Here is a 23,557-nt window from a genome sequence, read left to right on the forward strand (position 1 = left end):
CGCTTTATGGGGTAAGGGGATTTTGTGTCTGCGACATTTCTGTTGTGCAAGAAATATGTACAATAAAATGAATTTTGTCGCTTTGCAAGCAAAATCCCACTAAACCCTATAGGTTGCGGATTTGAGGGGTAAAAAAAATGAATGATATGATAAATTATTTGACAACAAAAAATCGGTTGCTGGTTGCAATACTTGCATTTATTCTTCCATTTTCTTTTGCGAGAGCAGAAGTAAAAGAAGATGGAAAGACTATTTCGCAAGGCTGGTACGTCGGTATTGAGGGTGGAATGCCTTTCGGTTTCTCTACTTTCTCAAGTTTCGGACATGACAAGACGCACCTCGGTTGGGCTGCTGGCTTATATGGGGGCTATCGTTTTAACTCCATCTTCTCGGCAGAGTTATCTGCTAAGTATGGAGAGATGAACTTGTCTGCACAAGACTGCTGCGTAGAACGTAACTATTGGTTGGGTAGCGACGGTATGCTTTACAACGCAGGTGTCTTAGGCATGGATAGTTGGGAGTATGCTAATCTGAAAAGCCATGTCAGGATGGGCAGATACGGAGCAAGAGTGAACGTTCATCTCCTTGGGCTGTTCCATAAGACAGCTAACAGCCGATGGGATTTGGCTGTTTCACCTCATATATATATGGTGACAACCAAGGCAGACGTTCAGACTTTGGCAGATGATGCCAAGGTAATGAAAGGTTCTACCAACTGGCATTTGGGTTATGGTGCAGACTTGCAGGTGGGCTACCAACTGACTTCATGTCTGAAATTGGGCATCTATTCCGGTTTGACTCGTCTTACTGGCGAACGTATGGACGGAATGCCAGAACATCTGCATAAGAACAACTTTGTTTGGGAAAGTGGCGTAAGATTAGGAATTAACCTCTCAAAAAAGAAGAACAAGGTAGCAGAAACTCCATCAGTTCCACAAAAGGAGGTTCTACAACAGGAGGTTCTACAACAGGAGGTTCTACAACAGGAACCAACTTCTTCGGAGAATGTCAATCAGAAAGAAACAGTGGATAAGGCTGAAACAAAAGTTGTTGAACAAGACATAAAAGAATCTGCAAAGGTGACTTTCCCTGTCATATATTTCACCTTCAATAGTATCGACATCCAACAAAATGAAGAGACTAAATTGAATGATATTCTCAAAACATTGAAAGAGAATCCGAACATGAAGGTGACGGTAACAGGTTGGTGTGACACAAAAGGCAGCGTGGCTGTCAATAAACGTATATCTCGCCAGCGTGCAGAAACCGTAAAAACTTGGCTTGTGAAGAATGGCATAGAGGCTAATCGCATTACTGCCATAGGAAATGGTAGCGATGACACCCAAGATGCGGATAAGGCTCGCCGAGTAGAGACTAAAGACAATCATAAGTAACCCATAAAACAAGACAGATAATGAAAGCAAAAAGAAGATTTAATATTTGGTTATGGGTGCTGTTATGCGTCCCATGCCTGTTGGCAAGTTGCGACCATAATGTTCATGATGGTGAGGAAGAAGGTGGCTTGTCAGTATCGCTCCCTTGGGCAGATGAAGCCGACCAAGGTACGGATGTGAATGACGTGAAACTCTGGATATTCAATGCCGATGACGGTTCGCTTGTAGAGGAAAAACATTATGGAAGTGCGCAGGAGGTGGCAAGCCAACGCTTCGCTCTTCCAGTTGGGCATTATCAGATTCTGGCTGCCACTAACCTTATAGAACCATTCTTTATCGGTGAGGCTACAAGGGCGACCCTCAACATGAACCAACTCATGTTTGGATTGTCCAATCCAAGTGCCTCTCCCGACCATGCCTATTATGGTGTCACGGACATCGGTATAGACAAATCAAATGTCAACTACATAACAAAAAATGAAATGCGCCATATACTTGCAGAATTGACCATCTTCATTGAAGGAGTTCCTGACAATTTTGCAATGATAGGTAAGGTTCTGAATGTGGCAACCGGACTCCTTCCCCTGCAAAGGAATGAGGATGGAACATTCGGGACGGCAAGCTATACCAAGGAAGAGTGTGATATACCTTTGAGAATCGCAGTGCCTGGCGAAACTTTAAAAACGGAAACATTACGCTTGATGCCGACAGCCAACGGTTTACATACCACCAAGTTGTTTATCCAACTGATTTCTCCTGGGGGAGTAGTTAGCAACTACGACATCGAAGCACCCGTCATGAAATCTGGCGGCAAGTACAAGATTAATTTGGAATTTGAGGAGATGAAACCTTACATGTATCTTACGAGCACGAAGATAGATGATTGGACTGAGGAATGGATTTATCGTGGTGAAATCCTGAATCCTGAAGATTAAGCAATCCTCTCATTTAAGCAAGAATCAAAACAAGAATATAAACATAAATATAGTAAAAGACAATGAAAAAGAAGACTTATCTCTTTGCCCTGATGGCAATGGCTTTGACATTGGGCAGTTGTTCTGACAACGAGAACGGTATCGGAGGCGAGACCTCCAAGTATATCACCGTTTCAACCAGTATCGGCAATATGACACGTGTTGCCACAGATGAGAAGGGTGGACAAACCTTTGAAGAGGGTGATGAAATCAGTGTATATGCCTGGACTGGCGATGCAACTGTTGCTCCAGAGACACGCGAGCGTGTGGTGAATAACGCCATCAACAAGTTGACTAACGGTTCATGGGTATCCACTCCACAAATGCTTTGGAAGAACAACCGTGACAAGCATTATTTCATCGGTGTGTATCCAACTGCAGCAATATCCGACCTTTCTGCCGGAGAATATACATTCGATGTGAACAAGCAAACAGAAAGCGACCTCTTGGTGGCAGTCAACAAAGATGGCTTATCCTATAATGTCGATGAACAGCAACCTGTTCCTCTTACCTTTACCCATGTAATGGCAAAACTTGTGGTGAACCTTACCTATAAGAACCAGTGGGGAACAGAGGGACCTACCGTAGATAAGGTAGTTGTAGGCAATGCCGCAAAAAAAGCAACCGTCAATTATCTGACCAAGGTTGTCACCCCATCTGCTGTAGCAGAAGATAAAGCAGATTTCGACATGCCGGTTTTAACTGCCAACAAGAAATATGCTTCCATCATCATCCCGCAGGATGGTGTTCAGAAGATTACCATCACCATTGGCGGCAAGGACTTCATCTACGACAACGGCACACCTTTCAAGTTTGAGAGTGGCAAGATTACCACCATCAACCTGGAGGTAGGACGTGACGTCATAAAACTTGGCGATGTAAACATCTCTGACTGGGGTTCTACAGGCGAACCTATCAAGGGTGAGGCTTACGATTAACTTTCTTAAAATTAAAACATAAAATTCAACAATATGAAAGCAATTAAAATATTAACAATGGCAGCTTTGGCAACGGCAGTTTTTGCCAGCTGCTCCAACGATGAGGATTTGGCACAGAGCAATTATCCAATGAACAATGTGGTTAGAATCATGACAAGTGTAGATGGCATGAATACCCGTGCCTCTTACGGAAACAGCACCGATAAACTTAATTCGTTTGGCTTCTGCATCAACAATGCAGGTAGTGACAAGTATACCTATGATAATATCAAGGTAACAAAGGAAGGCAACAATTGGAATCCTGCTACCCAAATGTTGTGGCAGAATTCAACTACCGCTGTTGACATTCTGGCTTATGCGCCATATCAGGAGACTACCGAAGATGCAACTGGCAAAGTTAAAGTCTTCGGAAAGACTGATTATGCCTTTTCTGTAAAAGAAGACCAAAGCAATGCTGAAGACTATTCATCCGACCTTATTGTATATAAGCAAACGGGATTCACGCCTGGTACGAATTTGAATACCAACCAGGCGGTTAATGTCGCATTCACCCATCTTCTCAGCCAGCTGAATCTCACTATCGAGTTGAGAGACCAGTTTAATCAGGATGAAAAAAAGCCTGTTACGTCAGCAACCGTAACTGATGTCAAGGTGGATGGCACCTTTATCCGCAGTAAGGTGAATTTTGCAGCAGACCCTATAAGTGTTCAATTTGACGGCATGGCATCAAAAGCCATTACTCCAGAAACTGTAGCATTCACGAAGGCTGATAAAACAACCGACCATGCCACCTTCAAATATTCTGCCATTGTGATTCCGCAGAGAGTTTACGCAGGACAATTATGTATTAAGTTCAAGGTGGATGGCACTGATTACATCTGGACTGGCACCGACAATGCGCTATTTGAATCTGGTAAAAAATATGAGTTGCATCTGTTGGTTGGTAAGGATGTAGTGCAAGGGGGCGTCATAACAGCGAGGCCGTGGGGAGAAGAAACCATTATCGAAAAAGAGACTGATTAAAGAATTGTTTGACATTTAAAATAGACAAGATATGAAGATTACAAGATATATGGGAGCATTTGCAGTTATAGCAATGCTTGCCGCTTGCTCTACAGATGACGAGCAGGGCACTAACACTGCTGCCAATGAGGTGAAGATTACTGCCAACGTTGGTGGAAACAGCATTTTTACCCGTAGTAATCCATTGGGTACAGAAGCGGAACAACAGAGTTTTAATGAGAACGATGTAATCAGTGTAACGACTGAGGGCAAAACCGTTATTTATAAGAAGACGGGCGAGGTATGGGCACCTGCGAATGCTGGTGACTATCTGGTCTGGACGGGTAATGCCCAGGCTTTCGAGGCTTGTTATCCTGAGAAGGCGGATGAAAGTACCACCAATTCTTTCTCTGTAGGTTATGTCTCAGCAGACCAATCTACAGTTGACAAAATAGAGAAGTCAGATTATATGATAAGCAGAGAAGCTATAGAAAAGGCATATATACCTTCCGACAGACAGTTGACATTGAACTTTGAACGTCAGACGGCTCGCGTCATTGTCAAAGTAAGCGGGTTTGGAGATGAGTTCAAAGATCTTAACCCTACGCTTTCTGCCGTAGAAGTTTATTCTAAGCTGAAAGTTCCTGCAGGAGAAAGTGACAGCTACGCAGCCATCAAAACTTATAAAAAAGAAGAAAGTGGCAACAATGTGTTCTATGCTTTGGTATCTCCTGGAGATGCCAATTCTACAGAGAAATTCCTCAAACTCACTGTGACATACAATGATGGTGAGGGCAAGGCAACTCAGACTACAAAACTGGATGTAACGGGAATTCCTGCTCTTGACAAAGCTATGAGCTATACCTATGATGTAAAAATAGGTAAGGACAAAGCTACAATAGGAAATGTAAGTGTTACGGATTGGGGTCCTGGCGATGACATTACTGGTGGCGATGCTGTAACAACTACAGAAAATGCTGTACTAATTATAAAAAATGCTTTGGCTGCGGGCAAAAAGAACATTGAAATCAAAAATTTGCCTGCAAATGCAGATAAGAGTGTGTTTGATGCTATAAGAGAAGCTCTAAGCAGTGCAAGTGAAGGCAGTATAGATTTAACTGTTTATGGAGTTGAGGCTTTGCCGTCTAGTGCATTTTTGAATTGTAAACCGCTGAAAGTTATTAACTTGCAAGATGTAAAGAGTATAGAGTCGGTGGCTTTTCAGGATTGTATTGGTCTTAAAACAATCTATGCTCCGAGAGTTTCATCTATAAGTGACTTTGCCTTTGCCGATTGTCCACAACTAAAATCGGTGACATTAGGTAATATTTCCGCTGCAGGTATCCGTATCTTTGATAATGTATATACTGAAGTTGTAGATTTAACTTTGTCAAAAGATCAAAAGGTTATGACAAAAAAAGATATTGAAGCGTGGCAATCTGATGAATCTAAGAATTATATAAATTCTGAGGATCATAAAAGTGTACAATTTCTTGGAAAACGTTTCCTATCCATAAAATGTGGAAGTAGAATATATAAATCAACAAATATTTAGAAATTAATAACATTAGATAAACTCCTAAGCTGGGCAGGAGTATTAGGTGCTCAGCAATTATATTTACCCGCACCTCACGGGAAACGACAAGGGTCTATATGCCACGATGACAAGTGGCGTATAGACCCTTCATCGTACCCTGATGTCTGTTTGGTGGATAATATGGCTGTATGGTGGTTTCGTGCTACCTGTTTTCATGGTTTGAAGTACCTTTGCGTTAATCGTGAGGTGCTCAAACAAAATTATATTATGAGAACAGAAATGAAAGCATCAAACGAGTGTTTGTACCCTACCGATGTATTCTTGGTTAGTTGTGGTATGGGATGCAAGCGCATCACCGTCACTGACATTGCTTATATTGAGGCAATGAAGGACAACTGTGTTATTCACATGATTGACGGCAAGTGTTATACTCAATCTTGTCCTATGGGAGACATTGAGCCAGAGTTGAATCTCATAGTTTTGGAAAGTATAATGAACTTACATCTGGATATTTTTCCATTGAAGGATCTACACAAAGCCACAAACTTACTCTTGGATCATAGTATTTCACTTTGACAGCAGCTTTAAGCTGTGCAATGTGGAAGCGTTTCTTTAGGTATAAAATAGTATGCCATTGTAAAAGTTTTTATACTTTTGCAATAGCATAGTTTAATGATACAAAATAATGATGAAACAAACTTTTATACTTCTGTTCTCCTGTTGGTGGCAAGAGTTTGCAGTCTTGAGGTGGAGTGTAATTTACTGATTTCCAGTAATATAGATGATAGAAAATCTGCATGACCTAACGAAGCGCTTCATTAAGGTCTAATGATGCGCTTCATTAACACTTAACGATGCGCATCATTAACACCTAACGATGCGCATCATTAGACCTTAATAAAGCGCATCGTTAGAGTTCGTACTTGCACTTCTTTAGAGGAAATGGAACTTAAATATATATTTGTTAATAAAAATATCAAATTCTTAAATCATTTTCATATCACAACAATTCACGAGTCTTGATTTCGAGATATTTATTAAGTACATCAACCGAAAGAGCCTCGGGCGTGGTAAGCAAAGCCAAGATGCCACGCTGCTTGAGCGAAGAAACGATGAGACGCTGCTCGTAAGCAAACTGCTCGGCAACAACATGACGATAATATTCCTCATCACTTTCGGAACGAGTGGCAAGATAGTCTTTCACTTCATGATCCTCAAAGAACACCACCAAAAGACGATGACGGCGGTTGAGCTGAAGGAGATAAGGCAACTGCCTCTCCATGCTGATGCGATTGGCAAAGTTCGTATAAAGTATCAGGAGTGAACGCTTGGTGATGTGCTGGTTGACCTCTGCCACCAAAGCTGAATAATCGGATTCGGCAAAGCGGGTCTGCTGGCGATAAAGCATTTCAAGAATATTCTGCATGTGCCCTGTACGACGGGAGGCTGGAACAAAATCCTCAAAATGGTCGCTGAACGTTACAACACCTGCCTTGTCTTCCTTTCTCATCGCAATATACGAAAGCACCAGCGAGGCATTGATGGCATAATCAAGGTAGGTCATACCCCGGAAAGCCTGTTGCATCACCCTACCCTTATCAATGATATTGAAAACCTGCTGAGAACGCTCGTCCTGATATACATTCACCATCAATCTGGAAGTGCGGGCTGTGGCTCGCCAGTTGATCAACCGGAAATCATCGCCCGAAACGTAATCCTTGATTTGTTCGAATTCCGTATGATTGCCCACCTTCCGTATTTTCTTGATACCCATTTCCGCAAGATTGTTGCTCATAGCCAACAATTCATAACGGGTAAGCATCAGATAGGAAGGATACACCTTGACATCACAAGGCTGGCACAGCGTAAACCGACGCTGCACCAAACCTATCGGTGTGGAAGCGAAAACACGGACATGCCCAAAGGAATAAACTCCACGCTCCGTAGGACGTAGCTTATACCTGATATTCTTTCCCTCTCCCATCGCCAACTTCAAACGAAAGAGAACATCTCGGCGCTGGAAAACCGGCGGAATCTCATCTATGATTTCCAACCGAACAGGAAAGGAATAGATACTCTCCACCCGGATGTTCACTTCATTGTCGTCGCCATTGGAAAATCGCTCCGATAAAGTGCGACTGGCCATCATTCCCCGCTCATGATACAACAGGAATAATTCAACAAAAACCAGAATGACAAGGGCAAGGAACATCCATCTCCCTACATCAAACAGCAGGGGGAAAACATACCCAGCCCCCGTCATCAAGACCAAGAAGGCAAGTACTATATAAAATCTCTTCGTTAAATACACCTTAAATCAATTGAATTCTTCACTCTTCGTTCTTCACTCTTCACTTACTTCGGCACCTCCACCTTATCTATCAGCCGTTGTGCCACCTTATAAGCCGTATAGCCTTCCATCTCAGCTTCTGCCGTAAGCATGAGTCGATGCTGCAAGATAGATGGTGTTACGAACTTGATGTCTTCTGGAGTGACAAAATCACGACCTTGCAAAAGAGCGTATGCCTTGCTCGCCTGCAACATGGCAACTGAGGCACGAGGGGAAGCACCCAGATAAACGGCACGTGTGGTGCGGGTCTGCTGAACGATCTGTGTGATATAACGCAGAAGGCTCTCATCAACAACGACAAGGTGCATATAAGAGCGCAACTGGAGCAATTCTTTCTTTGTCAACACAGGTTGGATATCAGTCAGTTTCACCAAATCAGTTTGATGTTCATGGCGCTTCAATATTTCCAGTTCTTCATCAGCCGTAGGATAACCCATCGTTACTTTCATGAGAAATCTGTCGAGCTGCGCTTCGGGTAAGCGATAAGTTCCTTCTTGTTCCACAGGATTCTGGGTAGCAAGGATGGTATAAAGGTCACCCATCTTGTGGGTACAGCCATCTATGCTGACCTGACGTTCTTCCATCACCTCGAAAAGAGCAGCCTGAGTCTTTGCTGGTGCACGGTTGATTTCATCTACCAATACAATATCAGCAAACACAGGACCTTCATGGAACTCAAACTCCTGATTCTTGACATTGAAAATATTTGTACCCAACACATCACTCGGCATCAAGTCGGGAGTAAACTGTACACGACTAAACTTGGCATCTACCAACCGGGCCATCAATCGCGCCAAAAGGGTTTTGGCAACTCCAGGCACACCCTCCAAGAGCACATGACCATTAGCCAAGAGGCAAGTCAAGACCAGATCCACCGCCTTGTCCTGTCCTACTATCACCTTGGATATTTCTTCACGAAGACACTCTATCTTTTCTGAAAAAAGAGTCAAATCCAATCTTTGTTCTTCCATTGTTTCCTATGATTTTAAATAAAAGACTTACTTTTCTTATCCTACGCTAACCATTCTTAGCGTGCCTAACTATAGTATCCATTGCATCTATCAAACTCCGCATTTCTTCAACTGAGATATTGCCCTCCGAATGTAGGACCAAGCGAATTTGTCGAATCACCTTCTTCAATCTATCGCTGTTCATACCAGTTTTCTCGGCAAGGAGCAGATATTCACGGTCATCAGTATTCACATCAGATATGTCCACACCAGCCGTTTTTCTCAATTCCTCTGCGAAGAGTTTAAACTTTTTCCTGACCAAATCCACATGATCCTTACGTTGATAGTAGAGTGTTCCAATGAGTTGGATAAACTCCAAAGACCGATTGGCAGGCTTCGACAGGATAGGGATGACCCGTTGCCTACGACGAGCGGTAAATATCATAAAGAGAACGACACCCAACAGCGCAAGATAAAGAGCCCATCGCAATGGTGGGCGCTTGATGAACTCCCGGAATGGAGATTGCTCCGCCACAAGCATGGCATCGGTCTTGACATACGCCTCCGTTCTATACACTGGCAAATCCGCCAGATAAGACATCAATCGGAATATATAGACAAATGTGTTGCCTTCCAACATTCCATAGTTGGTGAAAAGCAATGGCGAAGAGACGAAAATGACCTCACCCTTTCCATACGGAACAGACACCGCCGTAGGTACTTTCTTGATGGCGAAAGTATCGATTCGTTCTATCCTTTCTTTTTCATCCACAATAGTGTCAAAGCCAGTAAAATCTCCGACATACAAAGAGTCTTGTCTGTAATCATACCCTGCCGTTGACAAAGTATAAGCCAGTCTTTTCACCTTTGGAACAGAATCCACGAAAAGGGTTCCACCTACCATATTGTAGAACATTCTATAAGACTGAGCTGCATACATCGTCTCCCGGTTATTCCAATAAATGGTATCGTACATATCATTGTCATGCGCTTTGAGACCGGCTAAGATGCCACGCAACGAAAAGTACGTTCCGTCTTCTATTCTCACATTGAAGGTACGTTCCAATTCATCCACCACTACCGTATCGGCATTCCGACCATCATCAAAACTACTTGAAGCAACCACCATGACCTTGCCTCCACGGCGAGCGATATTGCAGAGATACTTGACATCCAACTGTTTCAAATTTTGCTGATCCACGACCATCAACACGGAGATTTTCTCCTTGGCATGCTCCTGATCAAGTTGGAAAAACGTCTTTTTCGTCACATGATAACCATTGGGCAAAGATTGGGTCAAGACACTGTCAAAGACAAAACAGCCCAAAGGTTGCTTATCTACATGGCTAAAGGTAGGAGACCATACGAACTTCTTGGGCAGATTGACTTGCAAAAGACAGAACAGCACAAAGAGGACTAACATGACAAAAAGGAAATTACGACTACTTTTCATCACGACCTCCTTCCTTCTTGAAAGTTCCTACATTTTGTTCGGCAGAACCATCTCTATCTGAGTTCTTTACAAAGTTATCCACACTTGCCTGCAGATTGTGCATATCTCGAATCATGTCCTTGTCAGCACCAAAGCCACCATAGCGAATTCGCACAAACAGACTGGTCATTCTCTTGAAGTCGGCCTGTCGGAACTCAAACGTATATTGAGTAGGAGTCTTGAAAGGTTGCCACTCTATTTGGTGATAGTCACTCAAAGACTTCAATGTCTGAAGATACATCAATCGCAATGCCTCACGGAAATTCTCATTCTCCAATGCTTTTTTTATTTCACTTGGGAAATCAATGCCATATATCGTATCTTCCGTAACCTCGTATTCCATCGGTTTCCTTCGTCCTGAACGAGCGAACAGCTCAGGATGCTTCCACAAGAGGAACGCCAAGACTGCTCCCAATGCCGCCAATCCGATACATATCCATAAAGTGTCATGATGGTCCTGATAGAAATTGCTGCCAAAGATATTCTCGAAAAATTCGTTCAGCCTTTTCGCTATCCAGTCCATCAAGCTATCTTGGGAAGGCACTAACTCTCGACCATAAGCGTAATCGTCATCCCGCCGCCAAACTTGCAGTCGGGCGGTATCAATAACCAAGGTGTCGGAAGGATTGGAAAACATATCTCTCTACAACAAATATAAATAATGTATAAAATGATTAGACTTTGAATAGATCGTCATCATCCTGACTCTTGTCTGCCATTTCCTCAAAATCGTCAATACCTTGACCAACAGACATATCATCAAGTTTCTCAGCGGCATGACTATAGAGATAACCCGTACTGATAAAAAACAAGTTGTAAATCAAATAAGAGCCTATCCACATGACAACGCCAAAGATATATTGGAGAATAACAAAGGCAACACTACCAACAAATGTTTCCTCACCTGCATAAGCCTGCACGAATAGCGTCTTGACAAAGACACACACCTCCCAAGGCATGACAAAGACAAAAGAAACGACATTCGACAACAGGCTCAAGACAAATCCCAAGCCAAAGATTCCTCCCCATGTGCTCCATCCCAAGCGAAAGCCACGAACATAAGCCCGCCATACAGAGATATCCTCAAATATATAGGTAGGTGTAACCAATATCAAAGGTACACCAAAAGCAACGACCGCCGCTACTGCCAAGAAGCAAAAGATGGCTGTCATCGCTCCAGAATTTATCGCTACCCCTAAAGCTATCACGGTAAAAAAGACTGCCAAGAACGCGATGCCTATCAGAGAACCAACCAGTCCGCATTTGAACAAACGCCAAGCATTTCGGCGGAAAGAAGGTTTCAACTCCTGGAAAGTAACACCTTGCAAGCCATCGTCATGAGCATTATAAAACTGCATCATAGAAAACACAACCGTTCCTATCCAAATATAAGCTGCCAAAGAAGTTGGCAACAAGAGGGCGTAAGAAAAGAGCATACTGTAACTGAGTTCATCATCAAACATGGAATTACCAGAACTAACATCCACCATATTTTGCATCAAACTGTTCAGCGACAAGGCTCCTACGAATGCCAACGGCAAGATACCATACAAAGCATAACGAAGCAGTATTTTCCAATTCTGCTTGACAAACTCGAAAGTGACATTAAACTTCTCTCCGAAATCCCTCTCTTTGTAAAATACGATTTTATCCATAAGCTATCTTTATTAAATAATTCAAAACTGACTGGTTCTTAATGAATGAAGTTGTAATCTAAAGGACATTCTTTTCTGCCTATCAACTTACTTTTTCTTCTGCCGATGTCTGATCTGGGGTAAAACCACAAAATAACCTATGACAAAGACGAAAGAGACGATGATAATCGACAAGCGAAAATAATTAGAAATTTCCGTATGTCGTGTTACAAATCCTTCGATAAAACCAGCGAATATAAATATAGGTACAGTACCGACAATAATCTTCATTCCCCTTTTCGCACCATGACGAAAAGATACGATACGCGAATACGTGCCAGGTAACAGCCAGCTGTTACCCATCGCCAACCCTGCCGCTCCTGCAATAATCAATGCAGAAATCTCAAGTGTTCCATGAAGGAAAACGGCAAGAAAAGATTCATACAAGAGACCATGCTGGGCGAAGAATGTCTCAAAGCATCCCAACATCACACTGTTTTGGAATATCAGAAAACCCGTGGCGATACTGGTAAATATACCAGAAACAAATTCCAGGAATGACACACTAATGTTATTGAGGGTAATGCCCAAGAACATATTCAGTTCATCTCCACCATCATAAACCGCCATCGGTTTTCCATCCTTGATATTCTGCAATGTCATATCCACATAATAATCTCCCAATATAATACGACAAAAGTCGGTATCAAAGCATTGGGATACCACACCGATGAATACACTGATGAAGAATATGCAGAAAGAAGCCAAAAGTAACTTTCGAGCCTCAAACATCGTCAAAGGAACTTCCTGCGTCCAAAACGTAATCAGGCGAGACCACTTCTCCCGTTTGTTACGATAAATGGAATTATGAAGGCTTGAAGCCAGATTGTTGAGATAAAGGGTAATACGAGAATTAGGGTAATGTGTTTGCGCAAAAGCCAAGTCAGATGTAAGGTCGGTATAAGTATCGGCCAAAACATCCGGCGTTTGGGAAGCGGCATCGTCAATAATGATCTCTGCACGTTGCCATTTATCTATGTTATTTCTTATAAAGGCAAATTCTTTCACAATTCTTTTATTATAAGGGAAAATTCGGTTACGATTATTTTATTTTTCCTAAAAATTGATGCAAATTTAAGTAATTATTCTTATATTTGCAAACAATTTAAGCATTATCTTCTTAAAACAATAGAAAAATGACAAATTCAAACATCATAACCAATCAATTTGTAAGAATCAACCAAACACCAGCGAGTATCGGTGAACGAGTGTTGGCTCGCATCCTTGACACCATATTCATATCTTTTGGATTCACTGGTGTCTATTTTTTGTTTGATGGGCTTATGGGGAGCATGGACGAAACACGTTGGCTCATGTTCTTATTCTTTATGCTTGTCATATTTATCTGGATGTATGATTTCTGGTGGGAAACATTAAACAACGGACAGACTCCGGGGAAATATATCATGAAGTTAAGAGTCATCAACAAGAATGGGTCACGACCAACCATGGGTTCTTTTTTCATGAGATGGCTTCTCAGCACAATAGACGTAGGATGTGGGGGTATTGGCATGCTCTTCATCATACTCACCAAAAATTCACAACGATTAGGAGACTTGGCAGCAGGAACAATGGTCATCAAACTTACCGACATCCGAAAGATACACATCTCCCTGGACGAATTCTATTATGCCAAGAAAGATTACCATCCTGTATATGAGGAAGCCAAGAATCTCTCACAAGCACAAGTCGCCGTCATAGAGAAAGCCCTGTATTCCTCCAATGGCAACCATGAAAACCAAATAGAGACCTTGGCAGATAAAGTTGCGAAGTTCCTCAAGGTGCAGCCCAAAGAAAATAGCAAGGAAAAATTCCTTGCTACCATTCTTTATGACTATAATTATTATCTCATGGAATTAATCTAAACTACCCATGCAGGAGCACGGCACCCTCCTGCTTCTTGCCATCCATCAGAATTTTCATCGGATGCTCGAAGCAAACATGGCGCACATACTGCGTTTCCTCTACCGCCGGCATCGCATCCAATATCTCCTTATTGACGAATCCTCCTTCTTCTGTGTTTGTATCTACCGTAAAGTAACCTACCCCGAAAGAGGTAAGATTCTGGAAGAAATGGGTGCCCTGACTTGGGTCGATATTATAGTTCTTCAACGCTACTTCTACGATGACACGGGCGGCACTGATATGCGGCCACTTGACCGGAACGCCTAAATAATGATCGCTTGAACCCCAGCGGCCAGGTCCTATCAAGACGTAATTCTTTCCTTCGGCAAGGAACTTGCGGTTGATTCGTTCTATATCATCAGCCACATAGAAATTGTTCATCGCAGAGAACTGATCATCATATTTAACATAGACTACATCTGTGACGTCCTCACTGATTCCATGTCCCAATGAATTGTGGGAACGGAGCAGACAATCTGCATCTGGTATCGCCTTCACATCCTCATCAAGCATCTCCTTAGCATCCACTATCGGACGAATCTGGAGAAGATAGAACTCACAGGTTTTATCATCATTGATATTGCATGCAAACTCGATTTCCACAGGACGGCGCATCGCCTCGGATCCAGATTTCATCGACATCTGCATCAGCTCCGGCAGTGGTACCACGCCATGCTGGAGTACACTGGCAAAGGTAATCAGCTTTCTTCCCGTTTCATACACGCCATCATTGATGACCTGATCGTATGGGTCGAAAGTAGAGGCGATATAGGTAAGACTCTGGTCTTCTACCGCATCCTTCACACGGAGCTTGAGGATATTGAAGCCATCATCCACCTTGAAATCCTCACCCACATGTTTCATGTCGAGAGCATAGAACTGGGTTTGGGTATCACGCAAAGCCATCTCCATCTCTGAAGTCTGTAACACTTGGGTTGGATGATAAGGGCAAACTCTCAAGGTTTGTCCACCATCAACGATATATTTCCCCAATCCAAGAGCCAGACTGGCAATACCTTCCTCCGCCGTTTCGTCGCCAATCGGATAATAATTGAGGGAGCGTAGCACACCACTCATCGTCGGATAAAACCGGTCGCCATAATTCTTACCCACTACCTGTTGCAGAATAACAGCCATCTTCTCCTGATCAATCACATTGCTGGTAGCTGTCATATACGCCTTCGAATCACGATAGAAAACAGAAGCATATACTCCCTTTATCGCACAAGCCAACATCTGGAGCATCTGATACTTATCCTCCAGATATGGAATCATATAGGTGGAATAAATTCCTGCGAAAGGCTGATAGTGAGCATCCTCAAGAAGCGAACTTGAACGGATGGCTATAGGACTCTTCGTTGCCTCAAAGAAAGTGAAAAAATCAGCAATCAGGGAATCCGGTAACTGAGCATGAAGGAAATGCTTCAATATCTCATCATCACTTGCATCACTTAAAGCTATCGGATAGAGATTATTGCTCATCATAAACTCATCAAAAATATCAGTACAAAGCACGACTGTTTTTGGAATCTGAACAGTGGCATTCTCATACTGATTGAACTCCGGATGGCGCTTGATGATATTGTCGAGGAAAGCCAGTCCTCTACCCTTTCCACCCAAGGAGCCTTCACCAATACGGGCAAAGTGGGCATACTTATCGAACTTCATTCTATCAAAGACTGCCACGACTCCAAGATTTTTCATATGACGATATTGCACAATGGCATCAAAGATAATCTGACGGTGGGCATCCACATCTTGAAGTTTTTGCCAGGTGACATGCTTCAAGAAAGCAGATACAGGGAAGATGGCTCGGGCGCACAACCAACGGCTCATGTGATTACGACTGATGTGATAAAGCATCGAGTCGTTAGGAATATTGAAAATATTATCCTGCAGTTCCTTTAAACTGCGGATACGCATGATCTCCTCATGAGTTTTCGGATCTCTGAAAATGAAATCTCCAAAGCCCATGTGTTCCTCCATCAAACGACGCAAATCTACACTCATCTTCTTGGAGTTCTTATCTACAAAACGAAAACCTTCAGCCTCTGCCTTTGCTCGATTTTCACTCTCAGAACTCTCGAGGATAAGGGGCACAAAGGAATCATTCTTTCGGATATAACGGAAAAGCTGCAAACCCGCATCTGGACATTTTTCGCGACCAAAAGTATCCGTTGCATGCTTTGGTTGCACATCCTCATCCACAACATTACCAAAAGCTTTGGCTGCACTCTTTAAAGGAAAACGAGCATCACTAATGACACCAAGGGTATTATCAGAATACTTGTCATATAGTTTTTTTGCCTCTTCATATGTACGTGCCAATACCACTTTCGGACGACCACGCATACGCATGGTAGCTGCATGACGGTTCAGCGCTTCTTTGGAGAAGTTCTTACTCTGTTCAAGAATATAATTATAAAGATTTGGCAGAATAGAACTATAGAAACGTATAGAATCTTCTACCAAAAGTATCATCTGGACACCTGCCTCCTGAATATCATGCTCCAAATTCATCTTATCCTCTATCAACTTAATAATAGAAAGGATCAAGTTGGTATTACCCAACCAACAGAATACATAATCGAAGATGCTCAAATCCTCATTCTGCATACGCTTGGTAATACCATGAGAGAATGGAGTCAACACAACACAGTGAATATTAGGAAACTTACCTTTGATATCGCGGGCAACATCGAAAGCATCATTATCAGCATTACCTGGCATACAAATCACCAGATCTACAATTGTAGAACGCAAGACTCCAGCTGCCTCTTCTGTGGTAGAAACTTGGGTAAAAGTTGGCGGATAACGTAATCCTAACTCCATATACTCATTGTATATCTTTTCTTCAATACGCCCATCGTCCTCTAACATGAAGGCATCATAAGGGTTAGCTACAATAAGTACATTGTATATGCGACGCATCATCAGATTAACAAATGATACATCCTTTAAATAGAATTTATTCCACTCTTGAGGTACATTATTCTCCATAATTGTAAGATTTAGCAATGCAAAGATACTGTTTTTCTTATATTTACTTGCATTTTTCAACATATTTTTTTAAATTTGCAGCATTATAATAGAATTTACTGATATATTACGCTGTAAAATCAATAGATAAACCCATAAACTATGTTTAGATTTAAAGAAGCATTTCTTGCTAAATATAAAGGAAAAGCGATAGCAGACATTAAAGAGGGAGGAAAAATCCTCCTGAAAATCTTGCCGTGCTTTTTCACTATATTCAGCATGCCGTGTATGGCGCAAAAGCAGCATGGAAAAGCATCCTATTATTCAAAAAAAACAACGGGAGCCAGAACTGCCAGTGGACAGAAACTTCACCACGACAGTTTGACGTGCGCCCATAGATTCTATCCATTTGGTACCAAGCTGAAAGTAACAAATCTCAGTAATAAAAAAACAGTTATAGTGAAGGTTACAGACAGAGGCCCCTATGGTAGAGGACGAATTATTGATCTCTCGTGGGGTGCTGCTAAAGCTATAGGTATGTTATCACAAGGTGTAGCTACTGTAAAAGTAGAAATGATAGACAAGCCTATTCCTTATCGCCCAGAAGATCCAAAATTACCTCATATCGACTTTGAAGTAGCAGAATCAGACTATGATTTTCCGCAGAAATGGAATCACAAAGAAAAACATGAGAGTAAGCCACACCAACATGGAACAGAATCAGGCAAAAAAGAACATTTAAACAAACATCAAAAGGATATTAAAGAAGAACAACAAGAGCATAAAAACAAAACCGGGAACTTTGCTGAGCAAAAACATAATTCAGAACATAAACATAATACAGAACACTATCAAAGCAAAGAAGGAAATAAGACAAAAAGGAAATAGAATAAACAAAGATAAAGAATAATTTGAGATTATCATTTTCAAAATAAAAGCAAAAAAGCCTCAGTAAGAAAACTTCAAGATCTTACTGAGGCTTTAAAATATTCTAAATACCATTCTCATAAATAAATAAGAGAAAATGAATGTCTTAAAAAACTAAGAAAACACTAACACTACTTAGTCGTAGGTATATTAAATTCATTCACCTTAGAAATTGCTTTATCTCCATGAATTACAGATACACAAAATCGAGCTATACCAGGCTTTAAACGTGAGTCTGCCTTTACCATTGCAGTATAACGAATACCTTTACCGGCATCTATTTTTTCCACATGTATATTTGGAGATATGTAGATATGCTTATTTCCTGTGGTTTCGACAACTGTAGGAACTACATCATAGACAGGACGATTTCCACGATTGAAGACTTCAAATATAACTTTGCAAGTTTCATTCCTATTCAGCGCGTTATCTTGATTATCATCCACAAAACGAGCATTGACGATTTCCAATAAAGGACAATAAGATAAACCAGCAGTATTAATTTCATCAACTGTGCTGCTTGAACTTGGATAAGAAGTTATAGGCTGTTGAGCACTATATGAACCTGTATAGTCTGAACCCGTAAAATCATATAATCTATCATCTCCACTATTGGTGGAATCAAAACCACTGTTAGTGTTAGGATTATATAAATAGGTATCATCAGCATTATGCGAAGACCTGTCATATCCTTGGTTTCTTTGATAATCTGCATCTTGTCTTTGACGGATACGCTCCCGTCTTTGTTGAATACGCTCCTCTTGTTGCTGATCAGCCTGATTACCTATAGCAGCACCTACAGCAGCACCACCAGCCATACCAATGATTGTACCAATATCAGAGCCACGAGGGCCACCAGCTATTCCACCAATAGCAGAACCTAAAATAGAACCAAACGATCCACCAACATATGCGCCACTACCAGTATAAGTTCCACAACTACTAAGAAGTAACGCAGAACTAAATAATAAAATCAAAGGCTTTTTCATATCTAAATAAAATTAAATCCCACATTTGTGAACATACTATATATTCATTTGATGGTGCAAAAATAAGAAATAAAAAGCAAAGTCTAACAACAAAATCCCTAAAAATATAGGGAAAATCCCTAAAAAACAAAAAAGCGCTTTCATCAAAAAGATGAAAGCGCTCATATTGAGATATTGAAATTATTCAGCCTTTGGAGCTTCCTCAGCTACAGTCTCAGCAGCTGCATTCTCAGCAACTGGAGCATCCTCAGCCTTAGCCTTGCGGCTACGACGAGTCTTCTTAGCTGCTGCCTTAGGAGTCTTAGCCATGTTCTCATCAAAGTCAACAAGCTCGATGAATGCGATTTCAGCAGCATCACCTTGACGAGTACCCAACTTGATAATACGTGTATAACCACCAGGACGATTAGCTACCTTCTCTGCAACCTCACCAAAGAGAGCCTTAACAGCATACTTGTTCTGAAGATAACGGAAAACAACACGACGTGAAGTTGTAGTATCATTCTTTGAACGAGTAATTAATGGCTCAACATACTTCTTAAGAGCCTTTGCCTTTGCAAGAGTCGTAGTGATTCTTTTGTGCTCACTCAAGATAAGAGATGTTGCCATGTTAGCCAACATCGCATTACGATGAGAAGCAGTACGACCTAAATGGTTGAATTTTTTATTATGTCTCATTTTAATTTAAATCATTTAAGACAAGAGATTAACCCTCCTTGTCTAATTTATACTTTGAAATATCAGTTCCAAAAGAAAGATTCAGACTCTCGAGCAAATCATCAAGCTCTGAAAGCGATTTCTTACCAAAATTGCGGAACTTCAAGAGATCAGTCTTATTATACTGAACCAAATCACCTAAGGTCTCTACATCAGCTGCCTTCAGACAGTTGAGTGCACGAACACTAAGATTCATATCTACGAGACGAGTCTTAAGCAACTGGCGCATGTGAAGAACTTCTTCATCAAACTCCTGATTACTCTCTTGGTCTGGACTTTCAAGAGTAATTTTCTCATCAGAGAAGAGCATAAAATGATAAATAAGAATCTTCGCAGCCTCTTTCAATGCATCCTTTGGACTAATGGAACCATCTGTTGTAACTTCAAGAGTCAGCTTGTCATAATCAGTTTTCTGTTCAACACGATATGGCTCAACTGCATACTTTACATTACGAATAGGGGTGTAGATGGAATCGATTGGGAGAACGTTGACGTCAGTGCAGAATTGACGATTCTCATCAGCAGGAACGTAACCACGACCCTTGTTAATAGTAAGATCAATCTGCATCGAAGCTTTGGCATCTAAATGACAAATCACCAAATCAGGGTTTAACACTTCAAATCCAGTCAGATACTTACCAATATCACCTGCCTTGAATTCTGTAGAATTCTCAACGGTGATACTAACTTTCTCATTCTCGAATTCTTCTACTACTTGCTTGAATCGAACTTGCTTGAGATTCAAGATAATGTTGGTAACATCTTCCTTTACACCAGGAACTGAAGAAAATTCATGCTCAACACCACTAATACGGATAGTATTGATTGCATAACCCTCCAGCGATGAAAGGAGAATGCGGCGTAAGGCGTTACCGATGGTAACTCCAAAGCCAGGCTCTAAAGGACGGAATTCAAACTTTCCGAACTTATCATCAGCCTCCAGCATTACTACTTTATCAGGTTTTTGAAATGCTAATATCGCCATTAATTTAATGATTTATTTAGAGTACAACTCAACGATTAACTGCTCCTTAATGTTCTCAGGGATATCGGCACGCTCTGGCTTGTGCAAGAATTTACCGCTCTTAGAATTGTCATCCCATTCGATCCATGGATATTTGCTATGATTGAAACCAGCAAGTGCTGCCTCTACAACTTCGAGAGATTTAGACTTCTCACGAACACCGACAACCATACCTGGCTTAACAGCAAAAGAAGGAATGTTAACTACCTTGCCATCAACAACGATGTGCTTGTGACCAACCAACTGACGAGCTGCAGCACGAGTTGGAGCGATACCCAAACGGAAAACAACGTTATCAAGACGGCTTTCAAGATTCTGAAGGAGAACCTCACCGGTAATACCATCAGCCTTAGCTGCCTTTTCGAACATATTACGGAACTGACGCTCTAATACACCATAAGTGTATTTAGCTTTCTGCTTCTCTGCCAACATGACACCATACTCAGACATTTTTCTGCGACGGTTATTGCCATGCTGTCCAGGAGGGAAGTTTCTCTTGGACAAAACTTTGTCTGCGCCGAAGATTGGTTCACCAAAACGGCGTGCAATTTTAGATTTCGGACCTATATATCTAGCCATAATATAAAAAAAATGCTATAATTATTTGTATCTTAAATACTATATAAAGCGTTATACACGACGACGCTTAGGAGGACGACAACCATTATGTGGTAATGGAGTTACGTCAACAATCTCTGTAACCTCGATACCTGCACCATGAATAGCACGGATAGCAGACTCACGACCATTACCTGGACCTTTAACGTATGCCTTAACCTTGCGAAGACCAAGATCAAAAGCTACCTTAGCGCAATCCTCAGCTGCCATCTGAGCTGCATAAGGAGTATTCTTCTTAGAACCACGGAAACCCATCTTACCAGCAGAAGACCAAGAGATAATTTGACCTTCATTATTAGCAAGAGATACAATAATGTTATTGAATGAGCTATGTACGTGAAGCTGACCAATAGCGTCAACGCGTACGTTTCTCTTCTTAGATGTTGCTTTTTGCTTTGCCATAATTAATTTCCTCCTTAGAATTACTTAGTAGCCTTCTTCTTATTAGCAACAGTCTTCTTCTTACCCTTGCGAGTACGAGCATTATTCTTTGTGCTCTGACCACGAACAGGAAGACCATTACGATGTCTAACTCCACGATAACAACCAATATCCATCAGTCGCTTGATGTTCATCTGGATCTCAGAACGGAGATCACCTTCAACTTTGAACTCAGCGCCGATAATTTCACGGATCTTGGCTGCCTGATCGTCAGACCATTCGCTGACTTTCAAGTCACGGTTTACACCTGCCTTATCCAATATCTTTGCTGAACTACTTCGACCAATACCATAGATATAGGTCAATGCGATTTCGCCACGCTTATTCTGGGGCAAATCTACTCCAACAATTCTTATTGCCATTGTTTAATAAAAAATTAAAAAATTAATACCTTTCGTTAAAAGCGGTGCAAAAGTACGACTTTTTTTTCAAATAGCCATGCTTTTACAAAACTTTAACATTAACCCTGACGTAATTTCATCTTAGGGTTCTTCTTGTTGATAACGAACAGACGACCTTTACGACGAACAATCTTACAGTCTGCTGAACGCTTCTTTAATGATGCTCTTGTCTTCATAACCTTATATATAAATATTATTTATATCTAAAAACAATTCTACCCTTTGTAAGGTCATAAGGGCTCATTTCTACCTTAACCTTATCACCAGGCAAAATTTTGATGTAATGCATTCTCATCTTACCAGAGATATGAGCTGTAATATCAACACCATTCTCTAATTCTACCCGGAACATAGCGTTAGATAACGACTCTACAATTGTTCCGTCTTGTTCAATAGCGGCTTGTTTTGCCATAATTAAAATTTTTGTCCTTCTAAATGTTCAACTTCTACGAATGAAGATAAAATTTCAGCTTTACCTTTTCGAACAACAATCGTATGCTCAAAATGAGCAGCAGGTTTGTGATCCAAAGTAACAATACTCCATTTATCAGCAAGCATACCTATCTTACGATTTCCCATAGTAACCATTGGTTCTATGGCTAAACACATGCCGGATTTTAGCAAAATACCATTTCCTTTACTCCCATAATTAGGAACAGAGGGGTCTTCGTGCATCTCTTTACCAATTCCGTGCCCTGTAAGTTCTCGTACGATACCATACCCGAATGATTGGCAGTAATCTTGTATCGCAAAACCAATGTCACCAATGTGATTTCCAGCTACGGCTTGTTCAATTCCTAAAAATAATGATTTTTTAGTAACTTCAAGCAATTTACGTTTTTGTTCGGAAATATCACCGACCGCAAATGTATAACAGCTATCACCATTATATCCATCAAGTAATGTTCCGCAATCAATAGAAATTATATCTCCATCATCAAGAACATCATTGTCTGAAGGAATACCATGTACTACAACATCATTAATAGATGTACAAATACTAGCAGGAAAAGACTCTCCATATGGATTAGGAAAATTTTTAAACGTTGGAATAGCACCATGATCACGGATAAATTCCTCTGCTATCCTATCCAAATGAAGAGTCGTCACACCTGGTTTTATATGTTTACCTAATTCAGCAAGAGTCAGACCAACGAGTTGGTTTGCCTTACGCATTAGATTAATTTCATCCTCTGTCTTCAGAAATATCTTCATTTCAAAAGAA

At 41.2% G+C, this 23,557-nt stretch carries 24 protein-coding genes; 8 read left to right on the forward strand and 16 right to left on the reverse strand.

The window, feature by feature from the left end; all coding sequences use genetic code 11:
* Positions 1–137 precede the first annotated feature (137 nt).
* The 6 genes from EXN75_RS06810 (at position 138) to EXN75_RS06835 (ending at position 6,421) form a co-directional block, all read left to right on the forward strand.
* Positions 138–1,394, forward strand: coding sequence for an OmpA family protein (locus EXN75_RS06810; RefSeq protein ID WP_134843259.1), 1,257 nt, complete (start codon positions 138–140; stop codon positions 1,392–1,394).
* Positions 1,395–1,414: 20 nt separating this feature from the next.
* Positions 1,415–2,329 carry a FimB/Mfa2 family fimbrial subunit gene (locus EXN75_RS06815; RefSeq protein ID WP_134843260.1) on the forward strand — a complete coding sequence of 305 codons (915 nt, stop codon included), beginning with the start codon at positions 1,415–1,417 and terminating at the stop codon, positions 2,327–2,329.
* 62 nt (positions 2,330–2,391) lie between these two features.
* Positions 2,392–3,306, forward strand: coding sequence for a fimbrillin family protein (locus tag EXN75_RS06820; RefSeq protein WP_134843261.1), 915 nt, complete (start codon positions 2,392–2,394; stop codon positions 3,304–3,306).
* Between the two features lie 33 nt (positions 3,307–3,339).
* Positions 3,340–4,329 carry a fimbrillin family protein gene (locus EXN75_RS06825; RefSeq protein ID WP_134843262.1) on the forward strand — a complete coding sequence of 330 codons (990 nt, stop codon included), beginning with the start codon at positions 3,340–3,342 and terminating at the stop codon, positions 4,327–4,329.
* A 31-nt stretch (positions 4,330–4,360) separates the two neighbouring features.
* Entirely contained in the window at positions 4,361–5,863 is a 1,503-nt protein-coding gene (locus tag EXN75_RS06830; protein ID WP_134843263.1) for a fimbrillin family protein, read from the forward strand.
* Positions 5,864–6,112: 249 nt separating this feature from the next.
* Positions 6,113–6,421 (forward strand): LytTR family DNA-binding domain-containing protein, encoded by a 309-nt coding sequence (locus EXN75_RS06835; protein ID WP_223176154.1) that lies wholly within the window; start codon positions 6,113–6,115, stop codon positions 6,419–6,421.
* 424 nt (positions 6,422–6,845) lie between these two features.
* Here the strand turns inward: EXN75_RS06835 and EXN75_RS06840 are convergent, their stop codons facing one another.
* The 6 genes from EXN75_RS06840 to EXN75_RS06865 all read right to left on the reverse strand — a co-directional run bounded on the left by EXN75_RS06840 (position 6,846) and on the right by EXN75_RS06865 (position 13,339).
* Positions 6,846–8,156 carry a DUF58 domain-containing protein gene (locus EXN75_RS06840; RefSeq protein WP_134843265.1) on the reverse strand — a complete coding sequence of 437 codons (1,311 nt, stop codon included), beginning with the start codon at positions 8,154–8,156 and terminating at the stop codon, positions 6,846–6,848.
* A 44-nt stretch (positions 8,157–8,200) separates the two neighbouring features.
* A complete protein-coding gene (locus EXN75_RS06845; RefSeq protein ID WP_134843266.1) occupies positions 8,201–9,166 on the reverse strand; it encodes an AAA family ATPase in 966 nt (321 codons plus the stop codon).
* Positions 9,167–9,212: 46 nt separating this feature from the next.
* Complete coding sequence (locus EXN75_RS06850) at positions 9,213–10,598, reverse strand: DUF4350 domain-containing protein (protein ID WP_342776604.1); 1,386 nt, start codon at positions 10,596–10,598, stop codon at positions 9,213–9,215.
* Entirely contained in the window at positions 10,588–11,274 is a 687-nt protein-coding gene (locus EXN75_RS06855; protein WP_134843268.1) for a DUF4129 domain-containing protein, read from the reverse strand. The genes EXN75_RS06850 and EXN75_RS06855 overlap by 11 nt, the downstream gene beginning before the upstream one ends.
* 37 nt (positions 11,275–11,311) lie before the next feature.
* Entirely contained in the window at positions 11,312–12,292 is a 981-nt protein-coding gene (locus tag EXN75_RS06860; protein WP_134843269.1) for a hypothetical protein, read from the reverse strand.
* A gap of 87 nt (positions 12,293–12,379) precedes the next feature.
* Positions 12,380–13,339, reverse strand: coding sequence for a stage II sporulation protein M (locus tag EXN75_RS06865; protein WP_134843270.1), 960 nt, complete (start codon positions 13,337–13,339; stop codon positions 12,380–12,382).
* Between the two features lie 128 nt (positions 13,340–13,467).
* Here EXN75_RS06865 and EXN75_RS06870 point away from each other — a divergent pair, with 128 nt between their 5' ends.
* On the forward strand, positions 13,468–14,196 hold the full coding sequence (locus tag EXN75_RS06870) for an RDD family protein (protein ID WP_134843271.1): 729 nt from the start codon (positions 13,468–13,470) through the stop codon (positions 14,194–14,196).
* 1 nt (position 14,197) lies between these two features.
* Here EXN75_RS06870 and EXN75_RS06875 read toward each other — a convergent pair whose 3' ends face one another.
* A complete protein-coding gene (locus EXN75_RS06875) occupies positions 14,198–17,236 on the reverse strand; it encodes a PEP/pyruvate-binding domain-containing protein (RefSeq protein ID WP_134843272.1) in 3,039 nt (1,012 codons plus the stop codon).
* Between the two features lie 141 nt (positions 17,237–17,377).
* Here EXN75_RS06875 and EXN75_RS06880 point away from each other — a divergent pair, with 141 nt between their 5' ends.
* A complete protein-coding gene (locus EXN75_RS06880; RefSeq protein ID WP_408005934.1) occupies positions 17,378–18,103 on the forward strand; it encodes a septal ring lytic transglycosylase RlpA family protein in 726 nt (241 codons plus the stop codon).
* 170 nt (positions 18,104–18,273) lie between these two features.
* Here the strand turns inward: EXN75_RS06880 and EXN75_RS06885 are convergent, their stop codons facing one another.
* The 9 genes from EXN75_RS06885 to map form a co-directional block, all read right to left on the reverse strand.
* Positions 18,274–19,131, reverse strand: coding sequence for a hypothetical protein (locus EXN75_RS06885; protein WP_118116693.1), 858 nt, complete (start codon positions 19,129–19,131; stop codon positions 18,274–18,276).
* A 180-nt stretch (positions 19,132–19,311) separates the two neighbouring features.
* A complete protein-coding gene (gene rplQ / locus EXN75_RS06890) occupies positions 19,312–19,809 on the reverse strand; it encodes a 50S ribosomal protein L17 (RefSeq protein ID WP_118116695.1) in 498 nt (165 codons plus the stop codon).
* A gap of 28 nt (positions 19,810–19,837) precedes the next feature.
* Positions 19,838–20,833, reverse strand: a complete 996-nt coding sequence (locus EXN75_RS06895; RefSeq protein ID WP_118116698.1) for a DNA-directed RNA polymerase subunit alpha — start codon at positions 20,831–20,833, stop codon at positions 19,838–19,840.
* A 12-nt stretch (positions 20,834–20,845) separates the two neighbouring features.
* A complete protein-coding gene (rpsD, locus tag EXN75_RS06900; RefSeq protein ID WP_118116700.1) occupies positions 20,846–21,451 on the reverse strand; it encodes a 30S ribosomal protein S4 in 606 nt (201 codons plus the stop codon).
* 51 nt (positions 21,452–21,502) lie between these two features.
* Entirely contained in the window at positions 21,503–21,892 is a 390-nt protein-coding gene (gene rpsK, locus EXN75_RS06905) for a 30S ribosomal protein S11 (RefSeq protein ID WP_022122153.1), read from the reverse strand.
* Positions 21,893–21,912: 20 nt separating this feature from the next.
* Positions 21,913–22,293: a 30S ribosomal protein S13 gene (gene rpsM, locus EXN75_RS06910; protein ID WP_006848813.1), complete on the reverse strand. Its 381-nt coding sequence runs from the start codon at positions 22,291–22,293 to the stop codon at positions 21,913–21,915.
* A 98-nt stretch (positions 22,294–22,391) separates the two neighbouring features.
* Positions 22,392–22,508: a 50S ribosomal protein L36 gene (rpmJ, locus tag EXN75_RS06915; protein ID WP_006848814.1), complete on the reverse strand. Its 117-nt coding sequence runs from the start codon at positions 22,506–22,508 to the stop codon at positions 22,392–22,394.
* Positions 22,509–22,525: 17 nt separating this feature from the next.
* A complete protein-coding gene (gene infA / locus EXN75_RS06920) occupies positions 22,526–22,744 on the reverse strand; it encodes a translation initiation factor IF-1 (RefSeq protein WP_022109852.1) in 219 nt (72 codons plus the stop codon).
* A 2-nt stretch (positions 22,745–22,746) separates the two neighbouring features.
* Positions 22,747–23,547, reverse strand: a complete 801-nt coding sequence (gene map / locus EXN75_RS06925) for a type I methionyl aminopeptidase (RefSeq protein WP_118116702.1) — start codon at positions 23,545–23,547, stop codon at positions 22,747–22,749.
* Positions 23,548–23,557: the final 10 nt, after the last annotated feature.

This window comes from Segatella hominis (genome assembly GCF_004535825.1).
In the GTDB taxonomy this organism is placed as follows: Bacteria; Bacteroidota; Bacteroidia; order Bacteroidales; family Bacteroidaceae; genus Prevotella; species Prevotella hominis.